Origin of the sequence: Lacinutrix sp. (assembly GCF_037625555.1) — a bacterium.
In the GTDB taxonomy this organism is placed as follows: Bacteria; Bacteroidota; Bacteroidia; order Flavobacteriales; family Flavobacteriaceae; genus Lacinutrix.
In genome coordinates this window covers 75965-100212 of record NZ_JASJHV010000044.1, presented here as the reverse complement: position 1 = coordinate 100212, position 24248 = coordinate 75965, and the positions used below count along the sequence as shown (strand labels likewise).

Annotated in this window: 23 protein-coding genes and 1 pseudogene; 21 read left to right on the top strand and 3 right to left on the bottom strand. The window is 28.8% G+C overall.

All coding sequences use genetic code 11. The features are described 5' to 3' along the window. Nucleotides 1–4: 4 nt before the first annotated feature. The 7 genes from rfbD to QNK89_RS02990 all read left to right on the top strand — a co-directional run bounded on the left by rfbD (nt 5) and on the right by QNK89_RS02990 (nt 8412). A complete protein-coding gene (gene rfbD, locus QNK89_RS03020; RefSeq protein WP_340169488.1) occupies nt 5–862 on the top strand; it encodes a dTDP-4-dehydrorhamnose reductase in 858 nt (285 codons plus the stop codon). A gap of 121 nt (nt 863–983) precedes the next feature. Further along, nucleotides 984–2255, top strand: coding sequence for a nucleotide sugar dehydrogenase (locus QNK89_RS03015; RefSeq protein WP_340169487.1), 1272 nt, complete (start codon nt 984–986; stop codon nt 2253–2255). A gap of 46 nt (nt 2256–2301) precedes the next feature. Beyond that, the gene (locus tag QNK89_RS03010) at nt 2302–3564 is read left to right on the top strand and encodes an oligosaccharide flippase family protein (protein WP_340169486.1); all 1263 of its coding nucleotides are present in this window, start codon (nt 2302–2304) and stop codon (nt 3562–3564) included. Between the two features lie 166 nt (nt 3565–3730). Beyond that, the gene (locus QNK89_RS03005) at nt 3731–4810 is read left to right on the top strand and encodes a hypothetical protein (protein ID WP_340169485.1); all 1080 of its coding nucleotides are present in this window, start codon (nt 3731–3733) and stop codon (nt 4808–4810) included. 65 nt (nt 4811–4875) lie between these two features. Further along, nucleotides 4876–5934: a glycosyltransferase gene (locus QNK89_RS03000; RefSeq protein WP_340169484.1), complete on the top strand. Its 1059-nt coding sequence runs from the start codon at nt 4876–4878 to the stop codon at nt 5932–5934. Next, the gene (locus tag QNK89_RS02995; RefSeq protein ID WP_340169483.1) at nt 5931–7124 is read left to right on the top strand and encodes a hypothetical protein; all 1194 of its coding nucleotides are present in this window, start codon (nt 5931–5933) and stop codon (nt 7122–7124) included. The genes QNK89_RS03000 and QNK89_RS02995 overlap by 4 nt, the downstream gene beginning before the upstream one ends. Nucleotides 7125–7335: 211 nt before the next feature. Beyond that, the gene (locus tag QNK89_RS02990) at nt 7336–8412 is read left to right on the top strand and encodes an O-antigen ligase family protein (RefSeq protein WP_340169482.1); all 1077 of its coding nucleotides are present in this window, start codon (nt 7336–7338) and stop codon (nt 8410–8412) included. Here the strand turns inward: QNK89_RS02990 and QNK89_RS02985 are convergent. After that, on the bottom strand, nt 8409–9167 hold the full coding sequence (locus tag QNK89_RS02985) for a LamG domain-containing protein (protein WP_340169481.1): 759 nt from the start codon (nt 9165–9167) through the stop codon (nt 8409–8411). The genes QNK89_RS02990 and QNK89_RS02985 overlap by 4 nt on opposite strands. 233 nt (nt 9168–9400) lie before the next feature. Between QNK89_RS02985 and QNK89_RS02980 the strand changes: the two genes are divergently transcribed. The 12 genes and pseudogenes from QNK89_RS02980 (at nt 9401) to purD (ending at nt 21688) form a co-directional block, all read left to right on the top strand. Further along, on the top strand, nt 9401–10159 hold the full coding sequence (locus QNK89_RS02980) for a glycosyltransferase family 2 protein (RefSeq protein WP_340169480.1): 759 nt from the start codon (nt 9401–9403) through the stop codon (nt 10157–10159). 269 nt (nt 10160–10428) lie between these two features. Beyond that, a complete protein-coding gene (locus QNK89_RS02975; protein WP_340169479.1) occupies nt 10429–11127 on the top strand; it encodes a PIG-L deacetylase family protein in 699 nt (232 codons plus the stop codon). Nucleotides 11128–11137: 10 nt separating this feature from the next. Next, complete coding sequence (locus QNK89_RS02970; protein ID WP_340169478.1) at nt 11138–11701, top strand: sugar transferase; 564 nt, start codon at nt 11138–11140, stop codon at nt 11699–11701. A 2-nt stretch (nt 11702–11703) separates the two neighbouring features. After that, nucleotides 11704–12546: a formyltransferase family protein gene (locus QNK89_RS02965; RefSeq protein ID WP_340169477.1), complete on the top strand. Its 843-nt coding sequence runs from the start codon at nt 11704–11706 to the stop codon at nt 12544–12546. Nucleotides 12547–12817: 271 nt separating this feature from the next. Beyond that, nucleotides 12818–13018 (top strand): sugar transferase, encoded by a 201-nt coding sequence (locus tag QNK89_RS02960; RefSeq protein WP_340169476.1) that lies wholly within the window; start codon nt 12818–12820, stop codon nt 13016–13018. A 70-nt stretch (nt 13019–13088) separates the two neighbouring features. Continuing rightward, the gene (locus QNK89_RS02955; protein WP_340169475.1) at nt 13089–14213 is read left to right on the top strand and encodes an aminotransferase class I/II-fold pyridoxal phosphate-dependent enzyme; all 1125 of its coding nucleotides are present in this window, start codon (nt 13089–13091) and stop codon (nt 14211–14213) included. 94 nt (nt 14214–14307) lie between these two features. Continuing rightward, entirely contained in the window at nt 14308–16272 is a 1965-nt protein-coding gene (locus QNK89_RS02950; RefSeq protein ID WP_340169474.1) for a nucleoside-diphosphate sugar epimerase/dehydratase, read from the top strand. Nucleotides 16273–16344: 72 nt separating this feature from the next. Further along, entirely contained in the window at nt 16345–17643 is a 1299-nt protein-coding gene (locus QNK89_RS02945; protein ID WP_340169473.1) for a UDP-glucose/GDP-mannose dehydrogenase family protein, read from the top strand. After that, nucleotides 17643–18635: a UDP-glucuronic acid decarboxylase family protein gene (locus tag QNK89_RS02940; protein ID WP_340169472.1), complete on the top strand. Its 993-nt coding sequence runs from the start codon at nt 17643–17645 to the stop codon at nt 18633–18635. Before QNK89_RS02945 ends, QNK89_RS02940 begins: the two co-directional genes overlap by 1 nt. Before the next feature lie 3 nt (nt 18636–18638). Continuing rightward, entirely contained in the window at nt 18639–20048 is a 1410-nt protein-coding gene (locus tag QNK89_RS02935; RefSeq protein ID WP_340169471.1) for an exopolysaccharide biosynthesis polyprenyl glycosylphosphotransferase, read from the top strand. Between the two features lie 89 nt (nt 20049–20137). Next, nucleotides 20138–20233 (top strand): annotated as a pseudogene (locus QNK89_RS02930) (glycosyltransferase family 2 protein); the annotation flags it as partial. 183 nt (nt 20234–20416) lie between these two features. Then, the gene (gene purD, locus QNK89_RS02925) at nt 20417–21688 is read left to right on the top strand and encodes a phosphoribosylamine--glycine ligase (protein ID WP_340169470.1); all 1272 of its coding nucleotides are present in this window, start codon (nt 20417–20419) and stop codon (nt 21686–21688) included. Here the strand turns inward: purD and QNK89_RS02920 are convergent. After that, entirely contained in the window at nt 21683–21910 is a 228-nt protein-coding gene (locus QNK89_RS02920; RefSeq protein ID WP_340169469.1) for a uracil phosphoribosyltransferase, read from the bottom strand. The genes purD and QNK89_RS02920 overlap by 6 nt on opposite strands. Before the next feature lie 43 nt (nt 21911–21953). Here QNK89_RS02920 and QNK89_RS02915 point away from each other — a divergent pair, with 43 nt between their 5' ends. Then, on the top strand, nt 21954–22877 hold the full coding sequence (locus tag QNK89_RS02915) for a DUF6427 family protein (RefSeq protein ID WP_340169468.1): 924 nt from the start codon (nt 21954–21956) through the stop codon (nt 22875–22877). Here the strand turns inward: QNK89_RS02915 and upp are convergent. After that, complete coding sequence (upp, locus tag QNK89_RS02910) at nt 22866–23525, bottom strand: uracil phosphoribosyltransferase (protein WP_340169467.1); 660 nt, start codon at nt 23523–23525, stop codon at nt 22866–22868. The genes QNK89_RS02915 and upp overlap by 12 nt on opposite strands. Before the next feature lie 74 nt (nt 23526–23599). Between upp and QNK89_RS02905 the strand changes: the two genes are divergently transcribed. Beyond that, on the top strand, nt 23600–24205 hold the full coding sequence (locus QNK89_RS02905) for a DUF4254 domain-containing protein (protein ID WP_340169466.1): 606 nt from the start codon (nt 23600–23602) through the stop codon (nt 24203–24205). Nucleotides 24206–24248: the final 43 nt, after the last annotated feature.

Genomic DNA, 24248 nt, shown 5'->3' with positions numbered 1-24248 from the left:
ACACATGAAAACTAAAATTCTAGTAACAGGAGCGAACGGCCAATTAGGACAAACAATAAAAGAACTTTATAATAAAAACGATGATAATATTCAGTTTGTTTTTGCTAGTAAAAAGGAGTTAGACATCACTAATTTTAAAGAGTTATCTAATTTCTTCTCTTTAAACAAATACAATTATTGTATTAATTGTGCAGCATATACCAATGTAGAGCAAGCAGAAGAATCTATAGAATTAGCCTTTAAAATTAATGCAGAAGCTGTAAAAAACTTAGCTAAATTATGTAAAAAGCATAAAATAATTTTAATACATATTTCTACTGATTACGTGTTTGATGGAACAAAAGAAATACCTTATCTTGAAACAGATCAAACAAACCCAATCAATCAGTACGGGAAGTCTAAATTAAAAGGTGAACAATATATTTCTAATGCTTTAAAAGAGCATTTTATAATTAGAACATCATGGCTTTATTCTAACTACGGTAAGAATTTTGTAAATACAATAGTTAATAAAATAAAAGAGAAAGCAAAACTAAAAATCACTACTGCCGAAACAGGAACTCCTACAAGCTGTATAGATTTAAGCTATTTCCTATATGCTTTAATAAAAAATAAGAGTAAAAATTATGGCATTTATCATTTCAGTAATGAAGGAGCTGCCACATGGTATGATTTAGCAGTTGAGATAGAAAAGAGTTTAAATTCTCAACACAAGAATAAATTAGATAAAGTAGCAGGCTTTAAAACAAAAGCGAAACGGCCAAAATATAGTGTAATGTCTAAAAACAAAATAGCATCAAATTTTGATTACAAACCAAATAATTGGAAAAAAGCATTAGCTCATTTTTTAGAGACTTTTTAACGATAAATATTATTTTAGTACAATCTGGTAATAGAATATAAATAATATACTATTTTTACAAGCGTTAAGTGCTTGATTGTATAACAAAAAAAAGCAATCTGCTTTTTAATTATGAAAATAAATGAACAAAAAAATAGCCGTTATTGGTTTAGGATACGTAGGTCTTCCTTTAGCTGTAGAATTTGCAAAAAAATATCAAGTTGTAGGTTTTGATATAAATGAATCTCGAGTTAACGATTTAAATTCAGGTCATGACAGTACTTTGGAAGTTACTGATGCTAATTTGCAAACTGTGCTAAACAAGAATGAGGAGATAGGCTTAACTATTTCAAGCGACATTAACACTATAACTTCATGTCAAGTCTTTATTGTTACAGTTCCAACACCTGTAGATAAAAACAATAGACCAATTTTAACACCCTTAATAAAATCTTCTCAAACAATTGGGAGTATATTAAAAAAAGGAGACATAGTAATCTATGAATCTACGGTTTACCCTGGTGTTACTGAAGATGAATGTGTTCCAGTGCTAGAAAAAACTAGTGGATTAAAGTTTAACCAAGATTTTTATTGTGGTTATTCACCAGAACGAATTAATCCAGGAGATAAAACGCATACAGTAGCCAATATTAAGAAGGTTACTTCTGGGTCTACTCCAGAAATTGGAATAGAAGTAGATAATTTATACAATTCTGTAATCACAGCAGGTACTCATCTTGCTCCGTCTATTAAAGTTGCAGAAGCATCAAAAGTAATTGAAAACGCTCAAAGAGATATAAACATTGCTTTTGTTAACGAACTTGCAATGATTTTTAATAAGTTAGATATAGATACTCATGCTGTATTAGAAGCGGCATCTACGAAATGGAATTTCTTACCCTTTAAACCTGGTTTAGTTGGAGGTCATTGTATAGGTGTTGACCCTTATTATTTAGCTCAAAAGGCTCAAGAGGTTGGTTATCACCCAGATATTATTTTAGCAGGCAGGCGGTTAAATAATGGTATGGGGGTATATGTAGCTAATGAAGTTTTAAAACTAATGGTTAAGAACGACTTAGCCATAAAAAATGCTAAAGTGTTAATGTTGGGTATAACTTTTAAAGAAAATTGTCCAGATATAAGAAACACAAAAGCGATAGATGTGTTTAATGCATTAACAAATTTTAATATGAATGTTGATGTTTATGACCCTTGGGCATCAAGTGAAGAGGTTAACCATGAGTATGGAATTAATACCATAATCGAACCTATTGATAAATATGATGCTATTGTTCACGTTGTATCACATGATCAATTCTTAGATTTTAATTTTGATAAATTTAAAAAACATAAATCTATAGTTTATGACGTGAAAGGGAATTTGCCATCAGCGAATACCAATGGAAGACTATAATTTTATACTTGAAATTTGATTATGTGAATTGCCTAATAAACTAAAATTGAAAATTTTAAAAACAGAATATTTTAAGAATATTTATAATCAAGCAATTTTAGTTTTTATTGCGCAATTGATTCCGGTAATATTTAGTCCTGTAATAGCAAGACTTTATAACGAGAATGCTATAGCAGAAATTACAGGATTAATTAGTTTTAGTAGTATATTATTAGTTTTTTCGTCTCTTAAAATAGAAAATGCAATCGTTTTAGAAAAAGAAGATAGAAAAGCAGAGCAAATAGTCTTTTTAACTGTTTTACTAAGCTTTAGTTATGCTATAATAGCCTTTTTTGGTATACTTTTTTTTGAAGAAGAAATCGCCAAAGTATTTAAAATCAATACGGTAATTAAATTTGTGCCATTATATATATTATCCTACTCTTTGCTTAATATCCTTAATTTTTGGTTTGTTAGGGTAAAGAAATTTAAATTAAAGGCATATTCAAAAGTAATTGAATCTATTACATATCTTATGTTCCTTTTAAGTTTGTATTATTTAATAGGTAATAATCAATTAGGTCTAGCCTTAGGTAAGATTTTAGGAGTGTTAATAGCGCTAATAATTTTATATAAGTATTCAAGTTTTAAGTTAAAAAAAACCTCTTTTAAAAACCTCAAAGACATTTTAATTAAATATAAAGATTTCCCATTGCACAATGCGCCATCAAATTTAATCAATGTTATAGGATTACAATTAATAGTTGTTTTTATAGGGGTTTATTTTTCAAAGGAAAACTTTGGTTACTTTGGATTAGCTAATATGATTATATTATTACCAATATCCTTTATTTCCCAAAGTGTTGGAAGTATTTTTTTTCAAAAAGTTAGCGAGAATTATATATCAAAGGACTATAGTCAGTTAACAAAAACATTTTATCAAACATTTTTTTTATTATTAGCAATAGCTATTCCTGTGTTTTTAATTATTTTTTTTGGAAGTGAATTTATTTTCTCATTTGTTTATGGTGAGAATTGGCTTATGTCAGGGAAAATAGCTAGCTTATTAGCAATTGTTTTTCTTTTTCAAATGACAATTAGTCCTTTAGGGATATTTCTAATTGCAATAAATAAAGTTAAAATAAACGCTTATTGGCAATATGGTAGATTTATTTTTATGGCAATACTTATGTTTTTACTATTAAATGAATTTAAAGTCTCATTTTTGTCATTTATATTCTATTATAGTATTTCAGTCGCTTTTGTATATATAGTATATTTAGGAATAATAATAATGCAATTAAGAGCACTAAAAAATGAGTTTAATTAATAACAGGTTATTTGAGATTTATTATATACTAATCTCTTTGCTCTATTTTCTTTCTATAAAAAACACTTGGGTTTTTAGGAAATTAACAGAAAACAAAGGAATTGAGTTTGGTTTTTTGTTTTTTAGATTTTTTCTTATTTCCTTCTTTGTTTATTTTACAATTAGATTGCTAAAAAAGAGTAATCACGATTTCTTTGGAAAGAGTATATTAGGACTCGTTTTGGTTTTAGACTTTATACCTAGTTCAATATTTTTTTCAAGTACAGCATTAGACTGGAGAATCTATCTTTTCCACACACTATTATTTTTCTCTTTATTTATAACATTAAAATTAAAGTTTCCAATTAATTTAATAACGTTCAAAAAAAAGCAAGTATTATTTTTTTTAATTATTATTACATTTGTAGGTGTACTACCATATTTAAGGTATGTGCCTTATATTGATTTAAAAAATCTAATTTTAGAGGATATATATATAACAAGATTAAAATTTAGAGGATTATTCGATACCTATTCTGGTTATACTCACTCTTGGTTTACTAGAGTTATAATACCTATTATATTTGTCCTTGCTTTAAAATTTAGACTTAAGGTAATCGCAATTGCTAATACAGTATTACTACTCTTTTTATATTTGATGGGAGCAGTGAAATCTGTTTTATTAGGCAGTTTGTTGGTTGTGATTTTCTATTTTATAAGAAGAGAGAAAATATTGCCAATGATTTTAAAAGGCCTTATTATATTACTATTAATAGCGTTATTATTAATTCCTAATGATATACATGATAGAAATTTTTTATCTGTAGTGGTTTTTAGAAGAATGATGTTTGTTCCACAGATCCTTGACTATTGCTATTTTGATTTTTTTAGTGATAAACACCTATATTGGTCTAATAGTTTTTTAAAAGGAATATTAGACTATCCTTATAGTGAATCTTCTCCTAGGCTTATTGGTCTAGAATATTTTAATAAAGAAGATATGGCTGCTAATAATGGATTAGTATCTGATGGATTTTCAAATGGAGGTTTTTTTGGCTTTTGTATCACTATTTTTATTTTTAACTCTTACATGTTAATAATCAAGAATTGTAATATTGACATGAAGTTTTTTGGCGTTTATTTTTTTATTTTATATGGTTTCCTTACAACTGCTATTTCAACGGTATTAATAACTCATGGAGGATTATTATTATTATTAATCACCTTTTTCTTACTTAGAGAGAAAAAAACACACACCAAACAATGAGAACTGTAATTCACATATCAACAATACACCCTAGGAGAGACACAAGGATTTTTTACCGGGAATGTTTGAGTTTGGTTAAAGAAGGCTATCAAGTAATATTAATTGTATCTGATGGATTTGGTAACGAAAGCGTTGAAGGTGTACGTGTTCTAGATTTAGGAAAAGCTAAAGGGCGAATTTCAAATTTCATTAATTCATATTTTGCAATATTAAAATTAGTAAAAAAACTAAATCCAGATTTAGTACATTTCCATGATGCAGAATTAATGATAGTTGGTAAAGCAATACAAAAAAGGGGAATTCCTGTTTTTTACGATGTCCATGAAAACGTCTCGGCTCAAATATTAGATAAACAACATTTAAAAAGTTACTTAAGGAAACCACTACATTATGCATACAGGATAACAGAAAAATTACTTATTAATAATTTTCATCTCATACTTGCAGAAGACTCATATAACAAAATTTATAGCGTTAAAGGTAAGTCTGTTACGACGGTGTTAAATCTTCCTGAGAATGATTCTTTTAAAGATTTTATAAAAACCGATAGAGTAGAAAACGGCGTGTTTTATATTGGAGGTGTTTCGAATGAAAGAGGGCTAGATATAACTATTAAGGCTTTGCATATACTTAAGAAAAGAAAAATAAGCTTTTTTATGCACTATATAGGCGCTATATCTAATTCTACACTTTCAAAAATAAATATTAATGGTATTGAAGATAATATTAAATTCTATGGTAGAATGGATTTAATGAAAGGCTACGGAGTATCAAAAAAATGTAAAGTAGGATTAGCCGTTTTAAAACCAACAGCAAATTATGTAGAGTCTTATCCAACCAAGATTTTTGAGTATATGTCTGTAAAATTACCTGTTATAACGTCTAATTTCCCTTTATATCAAGCAGTTGTAGAAAGACACAATGTTGGTTTTTGTATTGATCCTTTTTCTGCTGAAGAACTAGCAGATAAAATAGAGATTTTGCTTATGGATGATAGTTTAGTTAAAACAATGGGAGAGAATGGTATAAAAGCAGTATTGGATCAGTTTAATTCTAAACATGAGGAAATAAAACTATTTAATATATACAAAAAGGTATTAAATAAGTCTAATGTGAATTTATGATTTTAAAGAAAATAATTTCGAATAAGCATAGTATTAAAATATTTGCATTGTTTTTTATTTTAATGCTCTTATCAGATTTTTTGATGAAACTAAATTTGGTTTATCAAATCTTTCCTTTTTTTAGATTTAGTGGGGTTTTAAAAATCACTTTTCAACTATATTTATTACTATTTGCTTTTAAAAATAAAATTAATAAAAGGTTTGTTTACCTAATATTAATTTTAACTTCTAGCTTTTTTATTGGCCAGTTTTTTTTGGTTAAAAACTCTATTTTTGATAATAACCTATTAGATGAGTTTTTAAAGGGTGATATATATCATTTAAACAAATATTTTTTCATAATACTCTTTGTTGCCGTAATAAAAGAGTATAGTTGTAAAATAGAACTTTCTAAGTCTGTTATAAACACATTGATAATAGTGTTGTCATTAAACTCTATTTTGATTTTAATAGGTTTTGTTTTTGACGTTAACTTATTTCAGTCTTTTCCAGGAAGTACAAGGTTTGGGTATTCGGGATTATTTGTAAAATCGGGAGAAAGTACATTATTGTATTTATTAATAAGCATCTATTTTTATATACAATTTTTAAAAGGTAAGCATATATTACCGGTAATTTATTTTGTAATAATAGCTTTATTATCAGGAAAGAAAATTGCGTTTCTAATTATTCCATTATTTTATTTAATACATTTTTGCATTCAATCTAAATATAAAACAGTATTCATATTTTTAGGTGTTTCGATCACTGGTTTAGTATTAATATTTAAGAAAATAATTATTGAATACATCGTAAGTTTTTTTCCTTTTTGGGAAAAACTATTGGAAGAAAGAGGCTTTTGGACTGTCATTTTTTCGACAAGAGATTTGAATTTTCATCGCACATTTGATTATATTAATCAAAATTGGCTGCCTATAAATTACCTATTTGGTGGCACAAGTTATAACCATTTAAGGATAGAAATTGATCCTTTTGATTTATTTGTTTTTTTTGGAATAGTCGGAAGCTTATCATATATGTTTTTTATATATAAATGTTTTTTTAATGTTTTGCGAAACAGAACAATAAAACTTCTAATTATAGGATATGTTGTTATTGGTATGATATATGGCGCTTTCTTATTTAATATTTTATTAATGACTTTATTGTATTTGTTTATCATAACATGCGATATTTTAGAAAAAGAATAGCGGATTTTTAAATACTTAACTATAGAAGGGTAGCATTATACTTATGATAAAATTAAAGAACATATTTAAACATAATTATTATTACATATATCTTTTATTTGCACTTACTATTCCATTAGGCCAAAAGTTATCTACTATTATTTTATTTATAGTAGTAGGGATTTCTTTTTTTTATTTTAAAAAAAACAATTTAAATAAAAAACTTATTCCCTTGATAGCTTTGTATTTTGTATATATACTATTTGAGGCCTTACACCAGCCTTTCGATATGTCTGTAATTGAAAAAAAGGCAGCTTTACTAGTATTACCAATAGCTTTTACGTGTAGTAATTTTACACAAAAAAAATACAGACAGATTCTCTCATATTTTGTCTATGGAACTTTAATTGCATGTATTATTTGTTATTTCAATGCTTTTTTTAACTCTCTATCTTTTATTGGTGGATTGCATTTCGACTTTCAGTCAACGAGTTCCCTTAAAAACAATTTTTTAGAATCTTCTATGTATGGTGGTAATCATTTTTTTGGAGATAATTTTTCCATATTCCATCAATCTGTATATTTTGCTCTTTTTATAAATATTTCGGTAATTATTTTGTTATTTACAGATATAATAAAACTTAGATTAATTTTAAAATACACTCTTTTACTTTTTTTTGGATTAATTATTTTTCAGATATCAAATAGAGTTAATATAGTTGTGTTTTTTCTTCTATTATTATTTAGATTACTTACTGTTAATGGTTTAAGGGTTAAATTAATATTATTTTTTTCAGTTTTAGTATTTGGAAGTTTAATACTTTTTAATAATCCACGAACAAAAGTATTAATAGATAAAGTTATAAACTTTGAGTTAGTTACGGATCGGGAGGCAGAAAATAGTTTTGGTACTAGAATTTTAGTCTGGGATGCATCATTAAATGTTATTAAAAACAATTTAGCCTTAGGTGTCGGATTTTCTAATGCTTATAATCAACTACAAAAAGTTTATAAAGAAAAACGATATGTTGTGCCTTATAGAAATAGATTAAACTCTCATAATCAATACCTTCAAATAGTAATAGAATGTGGTGTATTGGGTTTAATGTGTCTATTAATCATACAGTATGTATTACTGCCAAAAGTTAATAATAAGCATAGGCTATTTAGTCTTTACTTTTTATTAATAATTAATATTAACTTTTTGTTTGAATCTGTTTTAAATAGATATTCGGGTCTAATTTGTTTTGCTTTTTTTTACTGTTGTATTATTGGTTTAAAAAAGAATGAACTAGAGTTAGATAGTTAATTTTCAGAATATAAAGTTAAAACTTCTTCTTCTGTTAAAGCTCTGTCAAAAACTCTATAATCATCAAACTCTCCAGATGTGTAATACTCTTTGTAAGGTGTTTTCCCAATAAAAACAGAGGTGTCGTAAACATCTAATGATCCAATAACTGTTCGCTGTGAAACCAAATTTCCATTTACATATAATTTCATTTTGTTACCATTATATGTACCTGTTAAATTATACCAACCTCCAGGCTCCCATATTCTTTCATTAGTTTTAAGGTTGCTAAATTTACCATTAATTGAAAAGCCGAGCTTAAAAGATCCCGGGTTTTTGTGGTACAAATTACCAGTTGCGCTTAATAAATACTGACAATAAGGTTTATCTGTATTTAGACTTCCTTTCCAGACTATTGCGTTTTGGCCAATTCCTTTATAAGAGTCTGGTTTATACCATATAGAAATAGTTATTTGTTTTTTTGTGTTAACTTCAGGGATATTATAAATTTCAACCATATCACTGATGCCATCTAATTTTAGAGCTCCATCTGTTTTCTTAAATCGATCTATTGAATGCTTCCCAAATATATCTGTTACATTACTTTTATTATTATTTTTATCTAATTTTAAGTGAAAAATTTCATTTTCGATGGAAATAACACTTCTTGTTCTACTATCTGAAACTCCTATTGATTTTTTTGTTTTAGAATTATTTCCTTTTTCTTCTTTACATGCTATTATTAAAATAAATAATAAAAAAACAGAATATTTCATATATAATTTAGATAAAGATTTAAAACAAAAATAATGTTTTATTAAACATTATACATTTCCAATTTTTAAAAATTTAAATTATTATGCATTACTTTTGTATCTATTTAATATCTAATAGATTGAGTATATTTTATTAATAAAGACTTTGATAGCGAATTAAATATAATGTTATGTTTAAGCTAATTTTTGCTTTTTTATTATATTAATGATAATTTATTTTGTAAATAAATAAAATGACAAACGAGATTAAAGTTTCCATAATTACGCCACTATATAATTCGTCTAAATTTTTGGAAGAAACAATAGCTTCTGTAAAAAATCAAACCTATATGAATTGGGAAATGATTTTTGTTGATGATTGTTCAACTGATAATTCTGTAGAGATAGTTAGAAAGCATAAGGAAAAAGATGAAAGGTTTAAACTTTATTTGTTAGATAAAAATTCAGGTTCTGGAGTAGCAAGAAATAAGGCTATTAAAGAAGCAAAAGGAGATATTATTGCATTTTTAGATAGTGATGATATTTGGGTGAAAAATAAATTAAAAACACATGTAGCATTCATGATTAAAACAAATGCTGCATTTTCACACTCATCTTATGGTTTTATTGATGAGGAAGGGAATGTAATAAAGAAAACATATCACGTTAGTGACAAACCTGTTACATATAGAAAACTATTAAAGAGAACAGAAATTAGTTGCTTAACAGCAATGTATGATGTAAGGAAGGTTGGGAAACAATATATGCCCGAGTTAATGAGAAAACAAGATTATGGACTTTGGCTATCTATTTTAAAATTAGGTTTTAATTCGATCCCTTTGAGGGAAGAGTTAGCGTTCTACAGACAAAGTAGGAACTCTGCAACCAATAAGAAATATAAATTAATATTCAAACATTACCTTTTTCTAAGAAAACTGCAAAGGTTGAGTTTCTTTGAGTCAGTTTATTATACATTATATTGGGGAGTTAATGGGATAATAAAATATTATTAGATTAACACTATTCATATCTGCTCACTCTTTATGTAATTATTTTTTTTTAAATTCAATATAATAATCCTTCTGAAATTAAGGATAAATTAACATATAGCCATGAAATTTATAATTGTAACGATCCTACAGTTTTAAGGAGTCTCTTTAACTAAAAAGAGCAAGAGCTAAAAAAATAAAAGAAACACTCAATATTAACTTACCTTTGACTGTTAAACAGGGTTTCAAAAAAAGCATGAAGTTTTTTTGGTCAAAATAAATTAAGAAGTAAAATGAGAATATCTTCCACAAAAACATACCTAACAGTAACAGCACATCCAGACGATGAGGCTTTAGGTTTTGGAGCAAGCTCTTATGTGTTATCACAAAAAGGGCATAAAATTTTTAATTGTATTTTATCTGGTAAAGTAGATGCTCGAAGGCATAGACCTAATGAAAAAGAGCTAAAAGAACACACAGATAATGCTCAAAAATTTATGGGAGCGAAACCAGTAATTCTAGGACATTTTCCAAATATTAAATTCAATACAGTAGCACACCTAGATTTGGTTCAATATATAGAAGGAATTATTGAAAAGGTTCAGCCAGATGTTATTATTACACATCATCCATACGATTTAAATAACGATCATTACCATACATCAAAAGCGTGTCAAGCAGCTGCTAGGTTATACCAAAGAAAACCTTGTAAACCATTAATAGGGTTGTATTTTATGGAAATCCCATCCTCAACAGATTGGGCTTTTCCTGTAGATGGACAAAATTTTACGCCAGACACTTTTATCGAAGTAGGAAAAATAGGAGTAGAACAAAAATTAAAAGCACTTTATGCTTATGAAGGTGTTATGCGTCCTTATCCACATCCAAGAAGTGATGAGTCTATTAAAGCCTTAGCAACCTTAAGAGGATCTCAAGTTGGAAGACACTATTGTGAAGCTTTCCAAACCGCAATGCATATTATCGAACCGTAAACTGCAAAACATGTTTTTATTATTTAAAAGATTATTCGATTTTTTTCTAGCAATTTGCTTAATAATTTTACTTTTCCCTGTTTATGTAATAATAGCATTAATTATCTTTTTACAAGACAGTGGAACTCCTGTTTTTAAACAATTGAGAGTTGGTTATGGAGGACATAATTTTAGGTTTTATAAATTTAGAAGTATGCCATTAAAAACAGCAAATGTAGAATCTCACGAAAAAGGAAAACTAACAATAACACCTTTTGGTAAGTTTATTCGAAGAACTAATTTAGACGAGCTACCTCAGTTTTTTAATGTACTAAGAGGAGATATGAGTTTTATTGGACCAAGACCACCAATACCAACTCAAACAAACTTAATTGCTTTAAGAAAGGCAAATAAAGCGTTATACTTAAAACCGGGACTTACAGGTTGGGCACAAGTAAACTCTTACGATAATATGTCAGAAGAGAATAAAGCTTTATTTGATGGAGAGTACGCTAGTAGAATCTCTTTAAAAATGGATTTATTAATTTTGTTTAAAACAGTCATCTATTTTACTAAAAAACCTCCAACATATTAATTATGAAATTTGCATTTGTAACCTGTATTAAAATTGGACTAAGTTGTATTGAATCTATTTACAATAGTAACGGTACATTAGATTTAATCATTACTATTCCAGATAATAAAGCTAAGAAAAAGTCTGGTAGAATATATGTAGATGAATTTGCTAAAGAGCATAATATACCTGTTTTAAAAGTTAATCATATTAACGATTTAGAAGCTGTCCAAGCAATAAAAGACTATAATATCGATTGGTTATTTATTATTGGTTGGTCTCAAATTGCATCAGAAAATGTTATTAGCGCACCTAATTTAGGAGCAATAGGAGCACATCCAACATTATTACCAGTTGGTAGAGGCCGAGCAGCAATACCTTGGGCAATAATTAAAGGATTAGATAAAACAGGGGTAACATTTTTTAAAATGGATATTGGTGTAGATACAGGTTTGGTTTTAGGTCAAGAAGTAATACCTATTGAAGAATACGAAACAGCAACAACGCTTTATAACAAAGTAAATACCGCACACGAAGAATTTATAAAAATATTATATCAAAAATTAAAAGCAAACGAGATAACAGCATTAAAACAAGACGAAAGTAAAGCAACATATTGGAAGGGAAGGAATCCACAAGACGGAAAAATTAATAATTTAATATCAATGTCTGCGGTAGATAGATTGGTAAGAGCGACCACTATACCATATCCAGGAGCCTTTTATATTGAAAATAATAGTAAAATAATAATATGGGAAGGAAAAATGTCTGCAAATAAAATTAGTAATAAAGCCTTTTTTGAAATTATACTACAAGATGGCTTTTATTATGCTACAAACTTTGAATCTAAATTAATTATTGACTAACCTACAAAAAAATATTAAACGCATTTTCGATATTATAGCTTCTGTATTAGGATTAATGATATTAGGTCCAATAATTTGTTTTTTTACGCTCTACTCCATGTTTGCTTTCCTAGAAAAAGCGTTTTTAAGCAAAAAAAATTGGTTATAAAGGCAAAGAATTTATAATAAAGTCTATTAAAAACAAGAACAAAAGACTAACTAAATACGGTAATTTATAAGGCGTTTTAAAATAGACGAATTACCGCAATTATATAATGTTTTAATAGGTGATATGAGTATTGTTGGACCTAGACCTGATCTTCCTGGATTTGCTGATAAGCTAACCGGAGAAGATGCTGTAATATTAACAGTTAAACCAGGAATAACAGGACCTGCTTCAATATATTATAGAAATGAAGAGCAATTATTAGAAAACCAGCCTAATCTTAATCAATATAACTTAAACGTTATTTGGCCTAAAAAAATAAATTAATAAAACCTACATAACAAATTATAGTTTTACAAAAGACTTATATTATATTTATAAGACTCTTTTTTAAATCATGAAAAGAAAATTAATTTCAGAAGCTCATATAGAAAGTAACGAACTAAGGTTTGTAGAAAGTGCATTTAGAAAAAACCAATTGTCTTTATTTGGTCAAAACCTTAATGCTTTCGAAAATGATTTAAAACATTATTTAAAAGAAAGTTTACATGTTGCATGCTTATCATCTGGAACAGCAGCGATTCACTTAGCATTAGTACAACTAGGAATTAGTTTAAACGATGAGGTTATATGTCAAACTTTCACTTTTTCTGCAACAGCAAACCCAATAATTTATCAAGGAGCAACTCCTGTATTTGTAGATAGCGAAACAGAAACCTGGAACATGTGTCCAGTTCACCTAGAAACAGCAATAAAAGACAGAATAGCTAAAGGTAAAATTCCAAAGGCCATAATAGTGGTACATTTATATGGTATGCCAGCTAAAGTAGATGAGTTATTAGCAGTTGCAAATAAGTATAATATCCCTGTAGTTGAGGATGCAGCAGAAGCACTAGGATCAACATACAAAGGACGAAAGTGTGGTACATTTGGAGACTATTCAATTTTATCTTTTAATGGAAATAAAATAATTACTACTTCTGGAGGAGGTGCAATGGTTTGTAATACTGAAGAAAAAAAGAAAAACACTATTTTCTTAGCAACACAAGCTAGAGACCAAGCGCCACATTATGAGCATTCTCAAATAGGTTACAATTACAGAATGAGCAATATTTGTGCAGGAATTGGTCGAGGACAAATGGAGGTTTTAGATAAACATATTGCTTTAAGACGAAGTATGAACGCCTTTTATATAGAAATATTCAAAGACATTGAAGGAGTAACAGTATTTACAGAATCTAATCAAGATGTATTTTCGAACCATTGGTTAAGTTGTATACTTATTGGGGAAAATGCACCATTTTCAAAAGACGAATTTTATAATAAAATGTTAGAAGCCAATATAAAAACCAGACCGCTCTGGAAACCTATGCATTTACAACCAATATTTAGTAATGCGCCTTATTATGGAGATAATGTAAGTGAAACACTATTTGAAAACGGACTGTGTTTACCAAGTGGATCTAATCTTTTACAAGAAGATAGAGATCGTATTTTCAAGGTTATCGAAAGCCTTAAATAGCCTTTATTATGCTTATTTCGCTTGTTAAATGGGCTTATATTTCTATATTGTAATTATAATTAAGATATTTGTAGTCCCAATTATAATATTCTAAATGTATAAAAAATTACAACAAGCATTATTTCAAGTTTTAGAATCTAGTCGTAAAAAGATAGATTTTAAAAATATTAGCTATCTTCCAAGATGGGTAATATTGTGTTTCGATAGCGCGATTTTGTTAATAGCACTAGTGCTTACCAAAATTATTATAACAAACCTGCAAAGTGGAATTTTTAACGCTTCCTACCTTCCTATAAGTCAAGAATTAATAGTAATTGTAGTTAATGTATTGTTCTTTATCTTTTTTAGAACCTATGCCGGATTAATTAGGCATTCAACATTTATAGATGCTGTAAAGTTTTTTTTAGCTTCAACTGCAACACTTTTAACCACTTTAGGTATCCATTATACTTATTTCTTATTTACAGAAAGCAGTATTTTTTTAATACCAGAAATTTTAGTTTACTCAATAATTTCATTCTGTGGATTATTCCTTTTTAGAATTTTAGTAAAGCATATTTTTGAAGCTTATTTGAATTTTCAATATATAGAAGACCAACTAAACGTTTTGGTTTATGGTACAGATGAAAACGCAATTGCTATTGCATCGGCATTAAAATCGGAAAAACCATCGCGTTATAAAGTCTTAGGTTTTATAGACAAAGAAGGTAAAAATAAGAGTAAAGAAATTTTAGGACTACCTATTATTCATTTTCATAGAAAAACGGCAGTAACATTAAGAGCTAATGGAGCACAAGCATTAATAATAGCAGATAATAAGCTGTCTAAAGAAGAAAGTATAGCAATTATAGACAATTGCCTAGAGTATAACTTTAAAGTGTTTAGAGCGCCTTTACTATCAGATATAGGGAACAATAAAAGCTTGTCAATTCAAATTGAGAAAATTCAAATTGAAGATATTCTTGAAAGAGAACCAATAAAGCTAGATAATAAACTTGTTGCAAAAGAAATTTATAATAAATGTATTCTAGTAACAGGTGGAGCAGGATCAATTGGAAGTGAAATTGTAAGACAAGTTGCAAATTATAGACCTAAAAAACTATTAATTCTAGACAATGCAGAAACACCTCTATACAGAATTCAGCATGAAATAAACCAAAAATTTCCAAATTTAGATTTTGAAGCAATTATTACAGATGTAAGAAATAGAGACGCTATAGACGAGGTTTTTAAAACTCACAAACCTAATGTTGTTTATCATGCTGCTGCATATAAGCATGTACCATTAATGGAAAAACATCCATCACAAGCAGTTTTTGCAAACGTTATAGGTTCTAAAAACGTTGCAGATATGGCTTATAAATACAAGGCCGAAAAATTTGTAATGATCTCAACAGATAAAGCTGTAAACCCAAGTAATGTAATGGGAGCATCTAAACGTATTGCAGAGATATATATTCAAGCCTTACAAGGAAAATTAAAAACAGACAATAAAATTACAACCCACTTCGTAACCACACGGTTTGGTAATGTACTAGGATCAAACGGTTCTGTAGTTCCTTTATTTAAAAAACAAATAGAAGAAGGAGGACCATTAACCATAACACATCCAGATATTATAAGATATTTCATGACTATTCCCGAAGCCTGCCAACTTGTTATTGAAGCTGGGGCAATGGGTAATGGTGGAGAAGTTTTTATTTTCGATATGGGAGAAGCATTAAAAATTATTGATTTGGCTAAAAAGATAATTAGACTTGCCGGATATACACCTTACAAAGAAATAGATATAAAGGTTATAGGCTTAAGACCAGGAGAGAAGCTTTTTGAAGAACTTTTAAACGATAAATCAGAAACGCTTCCAACCTATAACGAAAAAATAATGATAGCCAAAATAGAAAGCTATGATTATACACTAATAAATAATCTAATTTTAGATTTGGCAGATACAGCTAAAGGAGGAACCAAAAACGAAATAGTACTTAAAATGAAAGACATAGTTCCAGAGTTTCTAAGCATGAATTCAGTTTTCGAGAGACTAGATAAAAAGATAGTTTAAAATATAATTAATTTTAACTCTAGCGTTTCATTAACATGAAGCGTTTTTTAATATAACAGTATAAATTTTTAGATGAAAATAGCAGTAATAGGCACAGGATACGTAGGTTTGGTTACAGGCACATGCTTAGCAGAAACAGGAAACGATGTGCTTTGTATAGACATAGATGCAAATAAAGTAAAACAAATGCAGCAAGGTAAAGTACCTATTTACGAGCCGCATTTAGATGTTTTATTCGAAAGGAATATTAAAGCCAACCGCCTTAGGTTTTCTTCCAATTTAAACGAAGGTTTAGAACATGGAGATATTATATTTCTAGCATTACCAACACCAGAAGATGAAGATGGCTCTGCTGATTTAAAATATATTTTAGGCGTAGCAAACGATATAGGAAAACTTATAAAAGACTATAAAGTTATAGTAGACAAAAGCACAGTGCCAGTAGGCACATCAGAAAAAGTACAAGCAGCAATTGCAAAAAATGCTACTGTAGATTTTGATGTCGTTTCTAATCCGGAATTTTTAAGAGAAGGATTTGCTGTAGACGATTTTTTAAAGCCAGAGCGCATTGTCGTTGGTTCAAGTAGTGATAGAGCAGTTAAACTTATGGAGAAATTGTATAAACCATACGTACGCTCAGGTAATCCAATAATTGTAATGGATGAAAAATCCGCAGAACTTACAAAGTATGCATCAAATGCATTTTTAGCTGCTAAAATTACGTTCATGAATGAGATAGCTAACTTTTGTGAAAAAGTTGGAGCAGATGTAGATAAAGTTAGAATTGGAATGGGAACAGATTCTAGAATTGGAAAACGCTTTTTATTCCCAGGTATAGGATATGGAGGTTCTTGTTTTCCAAAAGATGTAAAAGCACTTCATAAATCAGGAAAAGATAATAATTATAATTTTCAAATTTTAAATGCTGTTATTAATGTAAATGCAAGACAAAAACTGGTTTTAATACCTAAAATAGAATCACACTTTAGTAATAATCTAAAAGGTAAAAATATTGCTATTTGGGGATTAGCATTTAAACCAGAAACTGATGATATTCGAGAAGCACCAGCGCTTTTCATGATAGATAGCCTGCTAGAATCTGGCGCAAATATTATCGCTTTTGATCCAGAAGCCATGCCAAATGTTAAACGAAGATTAGGAGATAAAATACAATATGCAGAAGGTATGTATCAAGCTTTAGAAAATGCCGATGCATTAGTAATTTGTACAGAATGGAGTATTTTTAGAACACCAAATACAGATAAAATGAAGTCCGTAATGAATAACAATGTTATATTTGATGGTCGTAATTTATACGATGTTAAAGACATTGAAAGTGAGGGCTTTAAATACGTTTCAATAGGAAGATAATGAGTTTAAAAAAGGTATTAATAACAGGAGCAGCAGGTTTTTTAGGCTCACATTTGTGCGATCGCTTTATTAAAGAAGGCTATCAGGTTATTGGTATGGATAACTTTATAACTGGAGATATTAAAAACATTGCACATCTTAAAGATAAACCTAATTTTAGCTTTATTAAACACGATGTTACCGAGTTTATTAATATTGAAGGCGAATTAGATTACGTATTACATTTTGCATCACCAGCAAGTCCAATAGATTACCTTAAAATACCAATTCAAACACTTAAAGTAGGCTCATTAGGTACACATAATTTATTAGGTTTAGCTAAAGCTAAAAATGCTAGACTGCTTATAGCTTCTACCTCCGAAGTTTATGGAGACCCTTTAGTGCACCCACAAACAGAAGAATATTATGGAAACGTAAACACTATTGGACCAAGAGGTGTTTATGATGAGGCTAAGCGTTTTCAAGAATCTATAACAATGGCTTACCATAGGTTTCACGGTTTAGAAACACGTATTGTTCGTATTTTTAACACCTATGGACCAAGAATGAGACTAAATGATGGTCGAGTAATACCAGCATTTATGGGCCAAGCATTACGAGGTGAAGACTTAACTGTTTTTGGAGATGGAATGCAAACGCGTTCTTTTTGTTATGTGGAAGATCAAGTAGAAGGAATATATAGGTTGCTACTAAGCGGCTATAGTTATCCTGTAAACATTGGAAATCCACATGAAATTACAATAAAAGATTTTGCCGAAGAGATTATTAAACTTACAGGTACAACACAAAAAGTAATTTATAAAGATCTACCTGTAGACGATCCTATGCAAAGACAGCCAGATATTTCTTTAGCTAAAAAATTATTAGGCTGGGAACCAAAAACAGGAAGAACAAAAGGAATGAAAATCACCTTTGATTATTTTAAAAGCTTAAGTGCAGACGAGTTGTATAAAAGCGAACACAAAGACTTTTCAAATTATAATAACAAGTAGCAAATGGAATATATACGCGGAAGATATTCTTGGTTAATAAGACCTTTGTTGGTTTTTTTAGACCTCTTCATTATTAATCTTCTAGCGTTTTATTATTTTAATTTTAACCAAGATAATCTATATTTTTTCTCATCAGTTTTTTTTAATAACAAGCACCTATTATTCATAGTCTATTGTGTTATATTTTGGATGTTTTCTACCTCTTTTATTAGTTTCTATAGAGTGTATAGATACACTTCGGCTTTAAATATTTTATCACTTTTAATAAAACAGTTTTTAATTTTTTCAATTTTAGTGTATGCCTTTATAGGTGTATTTAGGAGTGTTAATATTCAAGCTTTTGTAACCTTTAAATATTTAGCTTCAACTTTTATTATTATTGGCTCAATAAAACTTTTGAGTTATTATTTGCTTAGAGCTTATCGTTTAAAACTAAAAGGAAATGTAAGAAGGATCGTTATTATTGGTGATACAGTAGGTGCGAATGAATTAAAAAATATTTTTATTCAAAAAAAAGAATTAGGTTATAAACTGTTAGCACGTTTTAGTAACAGTAACTCTAAAGATATTACAGGTAATTTAAATGAAAGTTTTTCTTTTCTAGAAGCTAACGAAAATATTGACGAGATTTATTGTGCAATAGAAGAACTTACAGAAAATCAAGTTAACGAATTTGTAAAATACGCAAACATACACCATTGTAATATTAAATTTATTCCGGAAACTAAAAAGCTGTTTTCTAAGCGTTTAAAAACAGATTTTTACAACTACCTTCCTGTGCTTTCCTTACAGCAAGTTGCAATAAATCATGATTTTAATAAATTGGTGAAACGAACTTTCGATGTTGTTTTTTCAATATTTATAATTGTTTTTATTTTATCTTGGGTTTCTATAATCTTATTTATTTTAATAAAATTAGAGTCTAAAGGCCCTTTATTTTATAAGCACAAACGTAATGGTATTAATTATAAAGAGTTTAACTGTTATAAATTTAGGTCTTTAAGAACAGTAAAGGAAGTAAAAGGAACTTACGTTAAACAAAATGATAATAGACTTACTAAAATTGGTAAGTTTCTTCGTCAAACAAGTATAGATGAGTTGCCACAATTTATTAATGTTTTTAAAGGAGACATGTCTGTTGTTGGGCCAAGACCACACATGTTGTCTTACACTGAAGATTATTCTAAAAAAATTGACAAGTATAATTTTATTTTCCGTCACCATGTTAAACCAGGTATTACTGGCTTAGCCCAAATAAAAGGCTACAGAGGTGAAATTAAAAGTGATGAAGACATTATAAACCGTGTAAAATTCGATAATTTTTATATCGAAAATTGGTCACTATTATTAGACATCAAAATTATTATTCAAACCACTTTAAATATTTTTAAAGGTCAAGAAAAAGCTTATTAATTTTGAAATCAGCATATTAAAATGGTATTGCTCATAGAAAGGATTAATAGCGAACGGTATGTGACAATTAAAAAGAATAGTATAAACACATGAAAGCACTTGTTTCTATAATTACACCTCTTTATAATTCGGAAACGTTTATAATCGAAACAATTCAATCTGTTTCAAAGCAAACGTATACTAATTAGGAGTTACTTTTAATAGACGATTGTTCTACAGATAATGCATTAATTTTTTCCAAAGCAAGCTTCGCTTTTTTAATTGGAAAGCCTTTTAGTTTTAAAGAAAGGTCAAATAGATTCAAAAGAAAAAATTATAAATATGAATTTGTAAAGTAAATAATTATTTTTGCGCAAACAACTACAACTATGAACATTTTAATACTTGGTTCTGGCGGAAGAGAACATACCATCGCCTGGAAAATTGCACAAAGCAAAAACTGTAGAAACCTTTATGTTGCGCCTGGTAACTCTGGAACTGCAAAAATAGCCACTAACGTACCCATTAGTGTAACAGATTTTCAAGCAATAAAAGAGGTGGTATTAAATAATAATATTACAATGGTAGTTGTAGGCCCAGAAGATCCTTTAGTAAAAGGCATTCATGATTTTTTCTTAGAAGATCAGGCGCTTAAAAATGTTGCTATAATTGGGCCACAAAAAGCAGCAGCAGAATTAGAAGGTAGTAAGGAATTTGCTAAAGAGTTTTTATATAGACACCATATTCCAACAGCTGCTTACCAAAGTTTTAATGCCAATACAGTAGAAGCTGGTTACGCTTTTTTAGAAACATTAAAGCCACCATACGTTTTAAAAGCAGATGGGTTAGCAGCAGGAAAAGGAGTTGTAATTTTAGAGGATATTAATGAAGCAAAAGCCGAATTAAAAGCAATGCTTGTAGACTCTAAATTTGGTAATGCAAGTTCTAAAGTAGTTATTGAAGAGTTTTTAGACGGTATAGAATTAAGTTGTTTTGTGTTAACAGACGGAAAAAACTATAAAATTTTACCAACAGCAAAAGATTATAAGCAAATAGGAGAAGGAGATACAGGTTTAAATACAGGCGGAATGGGAGCCATTTCTCCAATACCTTTTGCAGACGATGTTTTTATGTCTAAAATTAAAGAACGTATTGTGATACCAACTATTAATGGCTTACAAAAAGACAATTTGCCGTATAAAGGCTTTGTGTTTATAGGTCTGATTAAAGTAGGTAATGATCCCTTTGTTATAGAATATAATGTGCGTTTAGGAGACCCAGAAACTGAAGTTGTTTTGCCGCGTTTAAAAAATGATTTAGTAGATGTTTTTCAAGCAGTAGCAAACCAGACATTAGATAAAATAGATATAGAAATAGATGATCGAGCTGCTACCACAGTAATGTTAGTTTCTGGAGGATATCCTGAGGCTTACGAGAAAGGTAAAGAAATTTCAGGGTTAGAAAAAATAGAAGATTCAATTGTATTCCATGCAGGAGCACAAATAAAAGAGAATAAAGTAATAACTTCTGGAGGACGTGTATTAGCAATAACTAGTTATGGAAGTACGTACCAAGAGGCCATAAAAAAATCTTATCAAAATATAGAAAAGCTACATTTTGATAAGATGAATTATCGAAAAGATATTGGTTTCGATTTATAAGTAAGAATGCGAAGTGATACTTTTATCTTCTTCGTTATTACTGCTAAATGATTTTAATTGTAGCATCCAATAAATAAAAGTAAGCATTCCAACAATCATAAAAAACCAGTTAACACCGTTTGCTGCAAACCAGTTTTCTAGTTCCAATGCTCTAAACATGTCATATGGTGCAAATGCAACATTTACAAAAAAGTCCTCTATGGCGTAAAATAAATCTTTCATAAGTATAATAGTATATTAAAACACAAAAATACAAAAACAGACAATGATTACAAGTGTTTTTAGGAAATCTAAACCAATTAATTTTTTAATTGTTTTTTCGTTATGCTTATTAGCGTTGTTTGTTGCTGTACATAAGCACACAAATTTTAATTTAAACACACTTAATGTTTTTAAATTAACTTCTATTTTTATCTGCTGTTTTTTATCGGTTTTACTGGTAGATTTTATAGTGTCTAAAAATTCATTATCTCAAAAAGGTAATGCCGAAGTCCTCTTGTTTAGTGTATTTTTATTAACCATTCCTCAAGTTTTTATAGATTTTGAAATTGTATTTTCTAATTTTTTAGTGCTTTTAGCATTAAGAAGAATAGTAAGCTTAAGAACACAAAAAGAGCACGTAAAAAAACTATTTGATGCTGGATTTTTAATTGGTTTAGCAACCTTATTTTACTTTTGGTCGATCTTGTTTTTTGTGTTAATTTTCACTGCACTTCTATTTTATGCAGAATCAGAAATAAAAAAATGGATCGTTCCATTTGTAGGCTTAATAGCTATAGTAATAATATCCGTAGGTTTTTCTCTAATTTATAACGACGATTTTTTAACAACGTTAAATATTAACCCATTAGTTGGATTTAATTTTACAGCTTATAATTCTGTACAATTTATAGTTGCTATTACAGTTTTGTTGTCCTTTGGGTTATGGTCTTCTTTGTTTTATTTAAGAGATATAAAAAAGAAGATGAAAACCTATAGACCGTCTTACAAAGTAATATTCGTTGCTTGTTTGGTTGCTACAATAGTAATAGCTATTGCTCCTAAAAAAGATGGAAGTGAGTTTTTGTTTTTGTTTGCTCCATTAAGTATTATTATTTCTAATTATATAGAAACTATAGAAGAGAGATGGTTTAAAGAGAGCTTTGTTTTGTTGCTTTTAGCCATACCATTTATTTTATTATTGCTGTAATTTTACACCAAAAGCTAAATCTCCAGCATCACCTAATCCAGGTACTATGTAGCCTTTACTATTAAGTTTATTATCTACAGCTGCAATCCATAAATGAGTGTTTTTAGGAAAGTTTTTAGCAACAAAGTCCACACCTTCTTGCGCTCCAATTACTGCAGCCAAATGTATTTCTTTAGGATTACCAAAAGGTTTCAAGGCTTCAAAAGTAGCAAGTAGAGACTGTCCTGTTGCAACCATTGGATCTGCAAGAATTAATATTTTACCCTCTAGGCTTGGGCAAGCTAAATACTCTACAATAATCTCAAAGGTTTCAGGGTTTTCTAGATGATGCCTATAAGCAGAGATAAAAGCATTTTCAGCAGTATCAAAATAGTTTAACAACCCATTATGTAAAGGCACACCTGCTCTTAAAATAGAGCACAATACAACATCGTTACTAATAGACTGTATTTCGGTTTTAGCTAAAGGAGTTGTTATTATTTTAGTTTCAAACTTAAAAGATTTACTCATTTCATAACCCAAAATCTCGCCTATACGCTCTATATTTCTCCTAAAACGCATGCTGTCTTTTTGAATACTAACATCACGTATTTCAGTAATAAAAGTGTTTAAAATTGAATTTTTTTCAGATAAATTATAAATATGCATAGTAGTGAATCTAAGTATTGAATGGTAAAGTTAAATATTTATACGTAATTTTACAGTTCTAAAACTAAATCAATATGTTTTCAACAAAAGCAAATGCTATTTTTCAAGATGTAATTGCAAAATATCACGAGATTAATACTGTAGACCAGTCATTTACTAATAAATATGAAAAATCAGATTTATTAGAATATTTATTATATAGAAAATGTTGGATAGATACTGTACAATGGCATTACGAAGATATTATTCGCGACCCACAAATAGATCCTGTTGCAGCGTTAACATTAAAGCGTAAAATAGATGCTTCTAATCAAGATAGAACAGATATGGTTGAGTTTATAGATAGCTATTTCTTAGAAAAATATAATGCAGTTTCTGTTAAGGAGAATGCTACAATAAATACAGAAAGTCCTGCTTGGGGAGTTGATAGGCTTTCTATTTTAGCACTAAAAGTTTACCATATGGAGGAAGAAGCGACAAGAACAGAAGCCTCAGATTCGCATAGAGCTGCTTGCCAGAAAAAACTAGACATTTTGTTAGAGCAACGTGTGGATTTATCTACAGCAATAGACACTTTATTAGAAGACATAAGTAAAGGAGATAAATACATGAAAGTGTATAAGCAAATGAAAATGTATAATGATGATGAGCTTAATCCTGTATTAAGAGGTCAGAAGTAGTTTATTCCTGCTAATGCTGGAATCTCATCTTTTATAGGGTGGT